This is a genomic window from Candidatus Blochmanniella vafra str. BVAF, from assembly GCF_000185985.2.
Lineage (GTDB): Bacteria > Pseudomonadota > Gammaproteobacteria > Enterobacterales > Enterobacteriaceae > Blochmanniella > Blochmanniella vafra.
Window position 1 is genome coordinate 650,963 of sequence record NC_014909.2, and the last position, 15,188, is coordinate 666,150.

General features: G+C 26.9%; 13 protein-coding genes. 3 read left to right on the forward strand and 10 right to left on the reverse strand.

The features are described from left to right. Window positions 1-366: 366 nt before the first annotated feature. The 5 genes from BVAF_RS02825 to aroK all read right to left on the reverse strand — a co-directional run bounded on the left by BVAF_RS02825 (window position 367) and on the right by aroK (window position 5,101). Window positions 367-951 (reverse strand): anthranilate synthase component II, encoded by a 585-nt coding sequence (locus BVAF_RS02825; RefSeq protein WP_013516873.1) that lies wholly within the window; start codon window positions 949-951, stop codon window positions 367-369. A gap of 205 nt (window positions 952-1,156) precedes the next feature. Beyond that, complete coding sequence (gene trpS / locus BVAF_RS02830) at window positions 1,157-2,155, reverse strand: tryptophan--tRNA ligase (RefSeq protein ID WP_013516874.1); 999 nt, start codon at window positions 2,153-2,155, stop codon at window positions 1,157-1,159. A gap of 283 nt (window positions 2,156-2,438) precedes the next feature. Next, entirely contained in the window at window positions 2,439-3,107 is a 669-nt protein-coding gene (gene rpe, locus BVAF_RS02835; RefSeq protein ID WP_044026140.1) for a ribulose-phosphate 3-epimerase, read from the reverse strand. 280 nt (window positions 3,108-3,387) lie between these two features. Continuing rightward, window positions 3,388-4,485, reverse strand: a complete 1,098-nt coding sequence (gene aroB, locus BVAF_RS02840) for a 3-dehydroquinate synthase (RefSeq protein ID WP_044026222.1) — start codon at window positions 4,483-4,485, stop codon at window positions 3,388-3,390. Window positions 4,486-4,540: 55 nt separating this feature from the next. Continuing rightward, on the reverse strand, window positions 4,541-5,101 hold the full coding sequence (gene aroK / locus BVAF_RS02845; RefSeq protein ID WP_013516877.1) for a shikimate kinase AroK: 561 nt from the start codon (window positions 5,099-5,101) through the stop codon (window positions 4,541-4,543). A 949-nt stretch (window positions 5,102-6,050) separates the two neighbouring features. Between aroK and BVAF_RS02850 the strand changes: the two genes are divergently transcribed. Continuing rightward, the gene (locus BVAF_RS02850; RefSeq protein WP_320408528.1) at window positions 6,051-6,668 is read left to right on the forward strand and encodes an NfuA family Fe-S biogenesis protein; all 618 of its coding nucleotides are present in this window, start codon (window positions 6,051-6,053) and stop codon (window positions 6,666-6,668) included. 168 nt (window positions 6,669-6,836) lie between these two features. Here BVAF_RS02850 and asd read toward each other — a convergent pair whose 3' ends face one another. Continuing rightward, a complete protein-coding gene (gene asd, locus BVAF_RS02855) occupies window positions 6,837-7,952 on the reverse strand; it encodes an aspartate-semialdehyde dehydrogenase (protein WP_013516879.1) in 1,116 nt (371 codons plus the stop codon). 224 nt (window positions 7,953-8,176) lie between these two features. Here asd and BVAF_RS02860 point away from each other — a divergent pair, with 224 nt between their 5' ends. Further along, window positions 8,177-8,770 (forward strand): YhgN family NAAT transporter, encoded by a 594-nt coding sequence (locus tag BVAF_RS02860; protein WP_013516880.1) that lies wholly within the window; start codon window positions 8,177-8,179, stop codon window positions 8,768-8,770. Between the two features lie 384 nt (window positions 8,771-9,154). Here BVAF_RS02860 and BVAF_RS02865 read toward each other — a convergent pair whose 3' ends face one another. The 4 genes from BVAF_RS02865 to dapF form a co-directional block, all read right to left on the reverse strand. After that, window positions 9,155-9,961 carry a Cof-type HAD-IIB family hydrolase gene (locus BVAF_RS02865; RefSeq protein WP_013516881.1) on the reverse strand — a complete coding sequence of 269 codons (807 nt, stop codon included), beginning with the start codon at window positions 9,959-9,961 and terminating at the stop codon, window positions 9,155-9,157. Window positions 9,962-10,131: 170 nt separating this feature from the next. Next, on the reverse strand, window positions 10,132-11,073 hold the full coding sequence (gene corA / locus BVAF_RS02870; RefSeq protein WP_013516882.1) for a magnesium/cobalt transporter CorA: 942 nt from the start codon (window positions 11,071-11,073) through the stop codon (window positions 10,132-10,134). 1,022 nt (window positions 11,074-12,095) lie between these two features. Further along, the gene (gene yigB / locus BVAF_RS02875; protein WP_013516883.1) at window positions 12,096-12,812 is read right to left on the reverse strand and encodes a 5-amino-6-(5-phospho-D-ribitylamino)uracil phosphatase YigB; all 717 of its coding nucleotides are present in this window, start codon (window positions 12,810-12,812) and stop codon (window positions 12,096-12,098) included. Between the two features lie 37 nt (window positions 12,813-12,849). Continuing rightward, a complete protein-coding gene (gene dapF / locus BVAF_RS02880) occupies window positions 12,850-13,683 on the reverse strand; it encodes a diaminopimelate epimerase (protein WP_013516884.1) in 834 nt (277 codons plus the stop codon). Between the two features lie 564 nt (window positions 13,684-14,247). Here dapF and hemC point away from each other — a divergent pair. Further along, window positions 14,248-15,180 (forward strand): hydroxymethylbilane synthase, encoded by a 933-nt coding sequence (hemC, locus tag BVAF_RS02885; protein ID WP_013516885.1) that lies wholly within the window; start codon window positions 14,248-14,250, stop codon window positions 15,178-15,180. Window positions 15,181-15,188: the final 8 nt, after the last annotated feature.

Consider the following 15,188-nt stretch of genomic DNA (forward strand, 5'->3'; position numbering starts at 1 on the left):
AATACCAGTTAAAACAATCGAAATAATTGATACAAATAAAATGAACTTAATGAACAATGGTTTCATCTATTTTCCTCTTTATCATCTTTATCAAAAAATAACAAACTATATCAAAAATTCTAAATATACTTTTACAGACTAAAATACTTACTTACCATTAAATACATCATTAATTATTTAAATACAAAATATTAATATTTTTGTATACTCCCCTATACAACAAAATAACCATTCCTTACCTCTACCTATGTAGATTAATAATGTATCATTATTAATCTACAACATCCAACACATCAGAAAAATTCCAACATTTATATACTAAATATATAATATTATATTAATAAAATATATATAATCTTACTTATTTTAATAAAGCATAAAATTAAATAACATCTCATACCCTTGTTCAGTTAATACACTCTCAGGATGAAATTGAACTCCTTCTATCAACAAACTACGATGCCGAATCCCCATTATTTCCCTACCTTGACTACTACTACATGTACTCCAAGCCGTTATCTCTAAACTTACAGGAACACTATTTAAATCAACTACTAAAGAATGATACCTAATCACACGCAAAGATTGCATCAATCCACAAAACACTCCTTTATTATTATGTGAAATAATAGAAGATTTTCCGTGCATTATCGATTGAGCACATTTTAACTTGGCACCAAAAAATTGAGCAATAACTTGATGTCCTAAACAAACTCCAAAAATTGGAATTCTATTACAAAAATAACTGAGGGCTTGTAAAGAAATACCTGAATTGCCTGGAGTACCTGGTCCAGGAGAAATCACCAACCGATCCGGAGTTAAATGATCTAAATCCAAAACACTAATACTGTCATGTCTGCGAACTTCTACCATTCCACCCATTTCTCTAAAATATTGATATAAATTCCAAGTAAAAGAATCATAATTATCTATTATTAAAATCTTATTCATCAAATACTTACTCTATAAATCAATTAACTTCTTTAAACTACATTATTTCGATTATTCCTACCACATCCATGATTATGTATCTATATTATTCTTACACAACATTAAAAACATTAATAATGCATATAATGCCGATTTTCATATACTTACTTATATTAAGTATACATGCAATCAATAACTATAGATCATACATGCACAATACATCACATCATAAACCTATTAATTGATATACCTTCTTTAAAGTTAAATTAGCTTTTTGACGTGCTTTTTTTGCTCCTACGCACAATATATTATTTAACTTATTTTCATTAGAGCGTTCATTAAAATAACGATTTTGTATTTGTTTAAGTACTGTAGATAATGATTGAATTAAATTGCTTTTTAAACAAGAATACGTTTTATTTTTAAAAATCAACTCTAAATTACTTATAGATTCTCCTCCTATTCCTGATAGAATAGCCAATAAATTAGAAACCCCTGGTTTTTCTACAGGATCATAGTAAATTGCTGGAGGTTGATCAGAATCAGTAATAGCACGTTTAACTTTTTTAGATATAAGAGTCGCATCATCTAACAAAGAAATATAATTATTAGAATCTTGATCTGATTTAGACATTTTCTTTAATGGATTTAATAAAGACATAATACGAGATCCAAAATCTGGTACTAATATCTTAGGAATAGTAAAAACCGTTCCAAATTTATTATTAAACCTGCGAGCAATATTGCAAGTAAATTCCAAATGTTGTTTCTGATCATCGCCAACAGGCACAAAATTAGTTTGATATAATAAAATATCAGCAGCCATCAAAATTGGATAATTAAATAACCCAACATTCACACTATCTTGTTTGAATTTAGATTTCTCTTTGAATTGAGTCATACGACTTAATTCTCCATAATATGCACAACAATTCAATAACCAATTCAATTGAGTATGCTCAGGAACATGAGATTGCATGAATATTGTACTAACATTAGGATCTACACCACATGCTAAATATAATGCCAATGTATCTAAAGACATTTTACGAAAAGCATAAACATTAGAGCTGCTTACCGTTGAAATTAAATGTAAATCAGCAATACAATACATACATTCATAATATTTTTGCATTACAATCCAATGACGTATGGCTCCAATATAATTACCTATTGTAAGTTTACCTGATGGTTGTGTGCCACTAAAAACAAGCAATTTATCCATATAAAACAAACCTAACAAAATATAATATTCTAATTATGTTGAAATAATGTTAATCATCATTAACATATAATTCTAAAATTTATCAACATAAAAACTTCTATTCCTTCTTTTAAGCTTATTAACTCAAAACTTACTAATCTCTATATACGTATATATACTTCTACCTAAATTATTTTAGGTGATATACAAAATTTAATAAACATAAACTAACTCATCAATCAATTTTCTTCGATAATTTAAGCAAGATATTAATATATAAATAAATCAAAAATACTAATGCTTATTAATATTGTGGTAACATCGATCGAAATCTACATATAACATCATGATAATTTGTAGAATTAAAAATTGCAGACCCTATAATAAAAATATTAGCTCCAGATTCACGAACTGCATTAAAATTCCCAAAATTAATACCTCCATCAACTGCTAAACTAATAGTATCATCAATAGCATTTATTAATTTTCTCGTCTGACGTATTTTATTTAAAGTTTCAGGTAAAAATACTTGCCCCCCAAATCCTGGATTCACTGACATCAATGTGATTACATCAACCTTATTAATCACGTATTTTAAACACTCAAGAGTTGTGCCAGGATTCAATACTAACCCCACACCACATCCATGTTTTCTAATTAACTGTATCGATCGGTCAATATTCTCTGTCGCTTCTGGATGAAAACTAATACAATGTGCTCCAGCATCAACAAAATCTGATATCAATCCATCTATAGGTTTTATCATTAAATGTACATCAACAGGAACAGTAACACCATAATTCCGTAATGATTTTAACACCATAGGACCAATGCTTAAATTAGGAACATAATGATTATCCATCACATCAAAATGCAACATATCTGCTCCTGCAGATATGACACACAACACCTCCTCCCCTAATTTCGCAAAATCTGCAGACAATATAGACGGAGCTATTAAAAACTTATTCATCATCTATTTTTGTTTATTAAAAATTATTCATACTCATTTTAAAGTGTATCACATTATATAACAACAAAGTTACACGATTTGCAATCAAATAATAATAATCGACATAACAACTATACCTATTACTTAATAGGACAACTAAATATGTTGCACAAACACGTAACCACAATACATTTTATTTAACTACACCCATGCCATTATTTATTTACAATACATATTACACTACCCAATAATTTCATTATAAATGAAAATCAAAATCTAAACATATAAAAACATTATTCATCTATTTAATTAAATTATATTCAATAGAATTTAATATTACATTTTGATCAATATTCAAAAATACTCTTGCTCTACCTATCGATACAGGTAAAACTAAATTAATTTTTCCTAATCTTGATTTCTTATCTCGAGCCATATACCTAAGATAATCTTTCGACTGCATTTCTTGAGGACCATGAACAGGAAGATGAGCTCGCTCTAATAATAATTTAATTCGCATAGCATCTCGCGTACTCAAAAACTTTTGTAAATGTAATGCAGCATTTACTGCCATTACAATTCCAACCGATATTGCCTCACCATGAGACCATCCAGTATAACTAAAATAAGACTCTATAGCATGACCATAAGTATGACCAAGATTTAATAAACTTCTTTTCCCTATTTGAATTTCACGTTCATCTAACGATACTATAGATGCTTTTAATTTACAACAACGATAAACACAATACATCAAAGACTGAGGATGAAACTTTAACAAATCATCTAAATTATTCTCCAGCCAATTAAAAAAACTCGCATCAAAGGCAACAGCATACTTAATTACCTCTGCTAATCCAGCAGAAAATTCTTTCATACTCAAAGTAAATAAACAATCCAAATCAATAATTACTTCAACAGGCTGATAAAAAGCTCCAATCATATTTTTACCAAGAACATGATTAATACCAGTTTTTCCTCCAACAGACGCATCTACTTGAGCTAATAAAGTTGTTGGAACTTGAATCAAACGTATTCCCCGATGATATGTTGCTGCTGCAAATCCAGTTAAATCTCCAATAACACCTCCTCCTAATGCAATAAGTACTATATTTCGATCATAATTTTTATTTAATAATTTAGTAAAAATTTGATCTAATACAGACAAAGACTTACTTTGTTCTCCTACCGGCAAAACTAATCGGTCAGTGATCACACCAAATGAATTTAATGTATTACATATTCTCTTTAAATAAAGAGGGGCAACTTGAATATCTGTAATCAGTACTGCTACATCTCCTTTTTTCAATTTCCAACGAAACTTAGTATCTTTTAATATACCATGGGCTATATAAACAAAATAACTCCTTTCTTGTAATTCAATAAAAATTCTTTTCATCATAAATAAACTATTCAAAAATCACTAAATATACCAATTACATCACTTACACACACTACAAAATATTTTGTTTTTTACACAAAACAAGGATCTTATTTACTACAAATCTAACATTTTGTTCATCAGTTGATACAGTTATATTTGCAATCTCCTCGTACAATGGATTACGTGCTTTAGCTAATAACTCTAATGTCTCTCTAATACTGTCATCATTAGTAGAGAAACCATCATTCAACGATTGCAATAATAACGGTCGTCTTTTATCACGCTTAGTTCTTATTAATTGCTTATCAATAGTTGTTTTTAAATACACTACCAATCCTCTACTAGAAAGATTCTTTCTAGTTATACTAGATAACACTGAACCTCCACCTGTAGCTAACACAATTCCCGTTTTCTTTGTTAATTCATTAATAATCTTCTCTTCACGATCACGAAATCCAGATTCGCCTTCTACATCAAATACCCAACTAATATTTGCTCCTGTACGAATCTCAATTTCCTGATCAGAATCAAAAAATAATAAACTTAATTGTTTGGCTAATTGCCGACCTACAGTACTCTTTCCAGCACCCATAGGACCAATTAAAAAAATATTTCGTCTCTCTACTAACATAGTATTCTTTATATATAAAACATTTTATACTAATATTTTTATTCTCAACATAACATATGCTAACGAATATTTATGAAATTCTCTCGTCTATCAAGAAATCACATTGATTATGACATACGATAAAAAATATGATATATTTAAAAATAAATAAAAACCCACCACATTTATAACAACTTTCTTATATATATTCGCCACATTGTAATATAAATCTTCTATTAAGTACAATTACAAAACCTCATTTTACACTTAGACTAAACCATCAATAATTCGAATTTGTATTTATAAGCTATCTAAGAATAAAATTATGTGTTTTTACTCTAATATTAGTAAATGCTATTTAATCAATTATCACTCATTCTATATAACTTATTATGCACATATTTTATTAACGATTTATATTAAATTTTTTGAAAATAATACAAATGTAATTAAACAACTTTAATTTCATCTTTAATCACATTTACTTATAATTATCTAAATTACTAACTACATAATATTAGAATGCATATCATAAAAATCAATCCATATCACACTAATTTCAATATAATTATCTATCAAATATCATTTGACTTACTCATTTATCTTAAAGTGAATAAATAATTCATTTATCAAAATAACAATTTACTTGACTATGAATTAATTGTTATATTTCTCAAATATCTCTACATCATTATTTAAATTCAAACAATATTTTTATTAAACTTAACAACTCATTTCTTATACTTATATATATTATATGCAAATACACATTAATTATATTTACTTCATATATAAACATATAATGGTATATTTATTTTTTTAAATATCATAATTTTCAATTATGGATATTTATTTTGATTTATAAATATGTATAATAACAATGTTCGTCAGTACAAACGCATATTTCTAAATATTTTATTTCTTCAAAAAAATATTATTGTGACGTATAAATTATTCAATAAAATGAGACATGACACAAATGTTATATATTACTAAAGCGGCCCAACAATATCTTGCCGAACTTTTAAAAAAACAAAACACAAATACTCACATACGACTTTCTGTAACAAACCCAGGAACATTACATGCTCAATGTAATCTCCATTATTATACCCCAAAACAAAACGATTCCTATAATTATTTGAAAATTCAATTTAATCAATTTGCTATATACTTAGAAAAAATAATAGCACCTTTCATTCAAAACACCCAAATAGATATTATTACTGATGATTTAAGAACACAAATTACTATTCAATCCCCTAATCTTACAAACTCTATCGATAATCCTTCTGACAATATAAATAAAAAAATAACAAATAATTCTTCATTAACAGATCGAATAAAATATGTAATAACACAACAAATCAATCCACAATTAGCAATGCATGGTGGAAGTGTATCTTTAATTAAAGTCAATACGGATGGCATGGCAATTCTTCAATTTCATGGCGGTTGTAACGGATGTTCCATGGCCTTGTACACCATCAAAGAAGGCATCGAAAAAACCTTAAAAAAATTTTTTCCAGAATTAAAAGGGGTAATTGATTCCACTTCCCATCAAAGAGGGAAACATTCCTTTTATTAAAAATTTATATATACAAATCCCATTATAAAAAATTTAACATTTCTTATATATGATTATAACTTAATATCCCGTAGAACTATAGTTCTCATCTTTTTAAAAAGAAGAATCTAAATTAATTTTCAATTATTTATTTCAATAATAATTACAACACTAATAATACAACATAGATCATAATAATCGATTTAAAATCCTACGTATAGGTTCTGCAGCTCCCCAAAGTAATTGATCTCCTACAGTAAAAGCAGAAATAAATTCATCTCCTATATTCATTTTACGTAACCGACCAATCGCAATCCTCAGAGTACCAGATACCGATAACGGAGTTAACTGACCTAACGATATATCAGCTTGATTCGAAACAACTTTAACCCAATTATTATGAGATTCGATTAAATTTTCTATTTCTGTTAAACATAAGTTCTTTTTTAATTTAATCATTAATGATTGACTATGACAACGCAATGAACATACTCGAACACATAAACTATCTATAAGAATTAACTTCGATGTATTAAGAATCTTATTAGTCTCTAATTGACCTTTCCATTCTTCACGAGATTGCCCCTTATATTCAACACATTCTTCTCCAATCCATGGAAGAACGTTTCCAATTAATGGTTTCTTAAAACAATCTGTCGAAATAGTATTCGTTTTACTAAATTCGGTAATCACTCGTTCAATCTCTAAAATAGGTATATTTGAATCATCTAATAAGTCAGAAATTGTATTATATACCTGCCCTATTTGTACTAACAACTCTTTTATAGCTTTAGCTCCATAACCAGAAGCTGCTTGATAAGTAGATACAAAAATCCATTCAATCAAATTCTGATTAAACAAACCACCCAATGCCATTAACATTAAACTAACAGTACAATTCCCTCCAACAAACGTTTTAACACCATTATTTATACCTCTTTCTATTACTAATTTATTAACAGGATCAAGCACAATTACAGCATCTTGATGCATTCGTAAATAAGAAGCAGTATCAATCCAATATCCAGTCCACCCACTAGCTCTCAATCTTGGATATATAAATTTAGTGTATGTACTTCCTTGACATGTAACAAGTATATCTAATGATTTTAAATATTCTATATCCCACGCATTTTGTAAAATTAAATTTTGATGATCTTGAATTACAACAGGCGCTTTCTCTCCTGCTTGAGATGTAGAAAAAAAAACTGCATTAAAATGATTAAAATCAGATTCTTCCTTCATACGATTCATTAAGACTGAACCTACCATACCTCGCCACCCAACAAAACCAACTGTTTTCATTATAATTGTCTCTCAATCACATTATTAAATATTGTATAAACATAATTATGTCTATCATAGTAATTAAAACTAAATTTTATTCAAAATAAAAGACATATCTATGATATATATACAATATCATCATTATTAAAATTTAATATAACTATATATTAATATAATTAATAATTTATTTTACATAACAAAAAAAGTACATAAAGTACAAAATAACTTTTAGGAAAATAATAATGAATGACATGATATCGGCTACAATTCTATTATTTTTAATAATGGACCCCATAGGAAATTTACCAATTTTTATGTCAATACTAAAAGATTTATCACCAAAAAGACGTCAAATTATAGTAATCAGAGAAATGTTAATTGCTTTGTTATTAATGTTAAGTTTTCTATTTGTTGGAGAACATATTTTAACCTTTCTTAATTTACATACAGAAACCGTTTCAATTTCTGGTGGAATTGTCTTATTTTTAATTGCCATAAAAATGATTTTTCCTGAACAGGAAGGAAATAACTCTGGATTTTCTAGCGAAGAAGAACCTTTTTTAGTTCCACTTGCGATTCCATTAGTTGCTGGACCATCAGTTTTAGCAACATTGCTACTATTATCCCATCAATATCCCCATCATATAAATCTAATAATCATTGCGCTAATTATTGCCTGGGGGTTATCTATATTAATTCTCATGTTATCTAATTTGCTCTCAAATCTATTAGGTAATAAAGGAATAAACGCATTAGAACGATTGATGGGATTATTATTAATTATGATCTCTACTCAAATGTTGCTTGATGGAATACGTACCTATCTATATCCATAAAATTCCATACGCAATAACAATATTGCACAAAAATTCTTTAAATAAGTATACAATTAACCGTGCTTCTAAATAAAATAATATAATAAGAGCCGGTTAATTGTTAATGACATCCTACCCCAAAATATACACAAAATAACCCTGTACCTTGCATCAATACAAACACACAAACAAATCAATTATTGATTTTGATTCGAAATCAAACACCATTTGTATTAATTTTTTTCTATCGATATAATAATAATGTAAGGTGTATTTATCAATACATGATAAAACAATAAAAATATAAACACATCTTACGTGTATCACAAAAATTTATATATTAATATATACTCAAATAATCATTTATTTATACTCAAACTCAATTTACAATAATCACTACTATATTTAACAAAAATACATATCTTTTAAATAATGAGGCACTGCTTCATCTGCATTGCTTCCAATGACTTCTAAAAGTGGTAAAGAATCTTTCAAACGTTTCTGAGCATTATACATTATACAACCTTTTCCAGTCATAGATAGCATCTCCTGATCATTCATTCCATCTCCAAACGATATACAATCCTTAAGACGATATCCTAACAAATTCACTACTTGTTCTAATGCAAATCCTTTAGATATACCTCCCGGCATTACTTCTAAACACGTCGGAAAAGAAAAACTAACATTAACACGAGCCCCCCATCGCTCAGTTATTCTTTTTTCTAAAAAACATAACTCCTGACAATTTTCGCTAGTAAAATATATTTTACTAACATCACTACAAAAAAATACCTTTTTTTCATATATTTCATTATATGAAACAAAATTTCTAAAAATAGATGTATTATTATATGGATATCTACTCACCACCCACGTTCCATCATGCTTACAAACATTAGTAACTATTTTTAAATCATACTGGGTCATCTGTAATAAATCGTATATAATGTCTAAATCCAAATCATAAGAAGCAATTAACTTACTATCAGAATTATGAATTCTTGATCCATTTGCAGTGATGATATAATCATGAATATCTAAATAATTACGTATTGCTGTAACATTAACATAGTGTCTTCCTGTAGCAAGAATAAAATGCACCCTAAAATTAGAAACTAACAACTTCAAAATTTTTCTAGTAAAATATGTTAATTGATTACTTGGAGTTAATAAAGTTCCATCTAAATCAGATACAACAACACAAAACATACATTCCAAACCTCCATCTATCATTAATAATCTACATTAAAATATAACTCTCTTCTACATTAACATAAATTTAATACAATACCGAAACAACAAATTATCTTCAATCTCTATGAATCAATTACATTCTCTAATATAAATCTAAAAAAATTATTTATCCTAAAACTGATATATCACAACCAATTTTTATACTTAAAATATAAATACGGCACTAATCCAGTTAAGATCATTAAAATTATTGCTATAGGATATCCGAATAACCACTTCAACTCCGGCATAAACTCAAAATTCATCCCATAACTAGATGCTATTAAAGTAGGAGGCAAAAAAACAATTGAAAATATTTTTATTATACGATTCTGCTCTATATTAATTAATCCCATTACTGACTGTGTTAGAAAACTAACTTTTTGAAAAATAGATTCATTATATGACAATAATAAAATTATATCATTTAAAATTTCATTAGCGTATCGTTTTTGAGTCGTAGGTAATTTTGATTGACGTGCTAAAAACTTAATTGCTCTTTCAGTATCTAACAAATTTATTTGAATTTTCCAGCTCATACTTTCTAATTCAGCTAAATCAGATAATATACTATCATATTCATCAATTTGTTGACCTCCCATAACAACAAAACTTAATGTTTCTAAAGTAGAATAAATATTCTCTATTTTATCTGTTAAATCATCAATCTTTACCGAAAACAAACTTAATAATAACTCATATGCATTACCATCACCTAGCCAATGATCACTTAAAGATCGCTGATACGTACAAAATACTGGAAATCTTGATCCACGTAATGTGTATAAACGATCATTATGAATGATAAAAAATACAATTACATTACTTATTTGATTATGATCATCACATGAAAAAAAGAAAGAACTAATATATGTACCATCTTGATTACTACAAAAACGTTTACTTTCTATATCTTTTAATTTAAAAAAATTTACTTTATATTGTTCTAAAATATGTTGCACACAATAATTTTCATTATTATTCAACTTAATTATATCTACCCAAAGAATATCATTAATTGCATTAAACAAATCTTTTTCATCAATACGAAATAAATAATTATTTTTCAATTGAAATACTTTAAGCATATTCATACTATCATTTTTCATCATTATCAACACATATTTGAATTAAACTAAAATAATTAATAATTAAACAATAGGATCACAATGGCAGGTTTGTAATATACACTTATCATATGAAATAAATTAAAAAGCAAAATTACAACAAACACAATTAAAAAATAAAAATTAAAAGTATTACCATGCTAAATTCTACATTTCGTACATAAAATATACTATTAATAACACTCATTCTCTTCAATAAAACACTCTTAAATACTATCTATAATCATATAGTACATTGTATTTTATTTAACTTTCATGTATTAATCAACAATATAAATTTTCTCATATTTTAATAAAATTTAACAAATACAAAATGAACATCTATTTTTTTATTGTATAAAATGCCTATTTAAATTTATTAAATCAAACTCAACTAAACAAAATCAAAACACAAATATAAATACTTATATTAAAATAATCTACTAATCATTTTTATAAATTTTTATCATGTTGACTCAATCAATAATATTATTGTGAAATTTTATTTCAATTTTCTAAATCAAAAAAAATACCCACACATTTATATTCCATAAAATAAATATTTGAACTATATAATTTTATTCTAATAATGATTGCATTATATTTATTGAGACTTAAAATGTATAAAACAAAAATCAACTTTCATCATATCAAATCAATACAACTTATTATTCTTATTCTTAAGATACAGCTCAATCATTGAACTATACAAATTTTAACAAACATTTAAACACAAAAATGTAGCAAAATTAATTGATAAAAACATACAAACAAATACAGCATAATCATCTTAAATCTATACATACATCAAATAATTAACATTATAAAATACAAAAAGTATTCATTTATTAAAAACTTACATATACTTATATTAATTCTTAGTTTTTTTTATTTATCAACCATATCTAATCATATCAATATGAATATCCAAAAAATACATTTTATTTCTTACGTACTTTTATTACATTCATATTCACTCAAAATTTATTTCTTCTATTATTTATTTATAAAAAATATGCCAAAGACGTTAAATCTGAAATTACTAAATGTGGCAATAACTTAGTATTAACAATTATACTACTTAAACTATACCTCTGCATCCAACAGGATTGCATCCCGGATAAAATTGCTCCCTGAATATCAGAATATAAATCATCCCCCACATGCAAAATATATTTACAAGACATACCAAAATACTTTGATGATAGTAAATACATATCCTTATATGGTTTAGCTCTACCATGTATACCTGCTCGTAAAACATCACTAAAATATCTTCTTAATCCACACATTATAAGATTCGAATTTCCATTAGTAATGGCTATTAAAGGCCATTTAGAACTCAATGCTTTTAACGCTTGAATTGTATTAATAGAAACATCTATTTGATTTCTCCAGTATATAATCATCTCCATTGCACAATCAGCCCCTAATTGAGCATCATGCTTAGAAAGACCTGATTTTAATAAAATATTTTCTAAAGATTTCCATCTCCAACTATTAACATCATGATAGATCTCAGGATCTAATGATTTAACCATTTTTTTGGAAAAATAAAAATCTGATTTTCTTACATTATATAAAGCAGGATGATATCTTCTTAAAAAAAAAACTAACTTATCTTCAGCTCTACAAATAATCGGCTTATTATCATATAAAGTATTATCTAAATCCAAAGTAATAGCATAAAAGGGTTTAATCGATCGACAAATCTGAATCAATTTTTCAAAACATTCCTAATTAATAATTAATATTATTTTACAAATGAATACATCCATCATAAACGTATGATGTAGACCCAATCATATACAATGGATATCCTATTCCTTTCCAAGACACAAATAAACTTCCTCCTAATAAATGTACTTGTACCAAACGCTCTTCTCGTATTAATAACCCCTGTTGTATTCCAAAAGCAACAGCTGCACATGCAGCACTACCACACGCTTGAGTTTCTCCTACCCCTCGCTCATATACTCGAAGTTCAATATTTTCTGAATCAATAATTCTCATAAAACTAATATTAGATTTCTTAGGAAAACAATGATGATCTTCCAAAGCAGGCCCTAATATATTTAAAGAAACTGATTCTATTGTTTCAACTAAAACAATGCAATGAGGATTACCAATTGATACTACTCCACACAATATCGTTTGTGTAGGTAAAAATAAAATATAATTTTTTTGATACTGAGGAAAAATAAATGGTATCTTATCAGGCTCAAATATCGGTTCTCCCATATTAACAGATATAAGATCATCGTCTATTATCGATACATACATATTGCCAAAACGCGTACTAATTCTAATATTTTCTTTATTAGTTAATTTTTTTATATATACAAATCTAGCAACACAACGTATACCATTACCACACTGATACACTTCTGACCCATCTGCATTATAAATTCGGCAATGAAAATCAATAGAAGGATCATAAGGAGGTTCTACTATTAATAATTGATTAAACCCAATTCCTCTATATCTATTAGATAACCACTGTATCTTTTCAAAAGTAACATGCACTTTCTGAGTAATAGAATCAACAACCATAAAATCATTTCCCAAGCCATGCATTTTTGAAAATCTCATATTCCCTCGTATAGCATCGACAAGTAAATATAATACAATCTACTAGAAACAATAGTATATAATAAAAACTATTGCTTCTTATATATCTAGAAAGTAATACTCACCACTCTAAATCTAATTATATGTTAGATACACTTCGTTATAAAGATAAAAAACATACATTTCATATCATACATATATTACTACATATTTTTAATATATAAACCATTAGTATAATATACTTATTATAATAAATTATAATAATTTATTATAATAACTACAAATAAAGTTTTATATGCAATATATCCCATCCCCTTATACACACTATATAGCACATGCCCTAATTTATTTTATTACACATATCTTTCTTGATTTAACCAAATATAAAATAATCTAGCTATCTATTCAAATAAATAATTAATTATATTATTACTTTCATATATTATTAATTTTCCTTATACGTATTATTATAAAGCTATATTTTCACAAATAAAATTATAAAAATTAATTCGAATATATTTGTTATTTTACCGATAACTAATGAAAATATAGTATTTTAAAAGTCATTCATAATATAATCTATTTATGAATACTAAATTTTTAAGAATTGCCACAAGAAAAAGTCGATTAGCCATCTGTCAATCAGAATATGTTTGCAATGAATTAAAACGTTTTCATCCAAACATAAAAATCAAGTTAGTACCTATCGTTACAACAGGGGATAAATTTTTTAATTCAACTACAAAAATAAAAATCAAAAAAGGGGCGTTTATTAAAGAATTAGAATATGCGTTAATTGAAAATCGAGCAGACATAGCCGTGCATTCTATGAAAGATATGACCGCATCATTACCTAACGAACTAATACTTCCAATATTATGCAAACGTATCGATCCAAGAGATGCTTTTGTCAGTATAAAATATTCCAATATAGACATGTTACCATCAGGAAGTATAATAGGTACATCTAGCTTAAGAAGACAATGTCAAATTCAAGCCCGACGATCAGATTTAACATTACACAATCTCAGAGGGAATATAGACACAAGAATTAAGAAATTACATCAAGGAAAATATGATGCAATAATTTTAGCAGTAGCTGGATTAAATAGATTACATTTAACCCAATATATTAAAACATACATCAATCCAAAAGATTTATTACCTGCCATGGGACAAGGTGCAATAGCTATAGAATGCCGTAAAAAAGATATTGATACTTTATCTTTACTCTCTCCTTTATATCATCAAGAAACCTCTTTAAGAATTCAATCAGAACGAGCAGTCACTACTTATTTAGAAGGTTACTGTCAATTTCCAATCGCTAGTTATTCTGAAATTCACAATCACCAAATATGGCTAAGAGCTCTCATAGGCTTACCTGATGGTAGTAAAATTATTCGAACCGAAGGTAGAGCACCATTTGATCAAGCAGAAAAATTAGGTTTATTTCTTGCTAAAAAATTATTGAATCAATTTAAAGAAACTACTCAACTTGATATTAATGCAATCAAATAAACTCAATA

Bases quoted from the DNA above. Each gene is read 5' to 3' on its own strand.
- rpe (WP_044026140.1), bottom strand. From the start codon at position 3,107: ATGAATAAGTTTTTAATAGCTCCGTCTATATTGTCTGCAGATTTTGCG.
- trpS (WP_013516874.1), bottom strand. From the start codon at position 2,155: ATGGATAAATTGCTTGTTTTTAGTGGCACACAACCATCAGGTAAACTT.
- BVAF_RS02825 (WP_013516873.1), bottom strand. From the start codon at position 951: ATGAATAAGATTTTAATAATAGATAATTATGATTCTTTTACTTGGAAT.
- dapF (WP_013516884.1), bottom strand. From the start codon at position 13,683: ATGAGATTTTCAAAAATGCATGGCTTGGGAAATGATTTTATGGTTGTT.
- asd (WP_013516879.1), bottom strand. From the start codon at position 7,952: ATGAAAACAGTTGGTTTTGTTGGGTGGCGAGGTATGGTAGGTTCAGTC.
- BVAF_RS02850 (WP_320408528.1), top strand. From the start codon at position 6,051: ATGACACAAATGTTATATATTACTAAAGCGGCCCAACAATATCTTGCC.
- BVAF_RS02865 (WP_013516881.1), bottom strand. From the start codon at position 9,961: ATGTTTTGTGTTGTTGTATCTGATTTAGATGGAACTTTATTAACTCCA.
- aroK (WP_013516877.1), bottom strand. From the start codon at position 5,101: ATGTTAGTAGAGAGACGAAATATTTTTTTAATTGGTCCTATGGGTGCT.
- BVAF_RS02860 (WP_013516880.1), top strand. From the start codon at position 8,177: ATGAATGACATGATATCGGCTACAATTCTATTATTTTTAATAATGGAC.
- aroB (WP_044026222.1), bottom strand. From the start codon at position 4,485: ATGAAAAGAATTTTTATTGAATTACAAGAAAGGAGTTATTTTGTTTAT.
- hemC (WP_013516885.1), top strand. From the start codon at position 14,248: ATGAATACTAAATTTTTAAGAATTGCCACAAGAAAAAGTCGATTAGCC.
- corA (WP_013516882.1), bottom strand. From the start codon at position 11,073: ATGCTTAAAGTATTTCAATTGAAAAATAATTATTTATTTCGTATTGAT.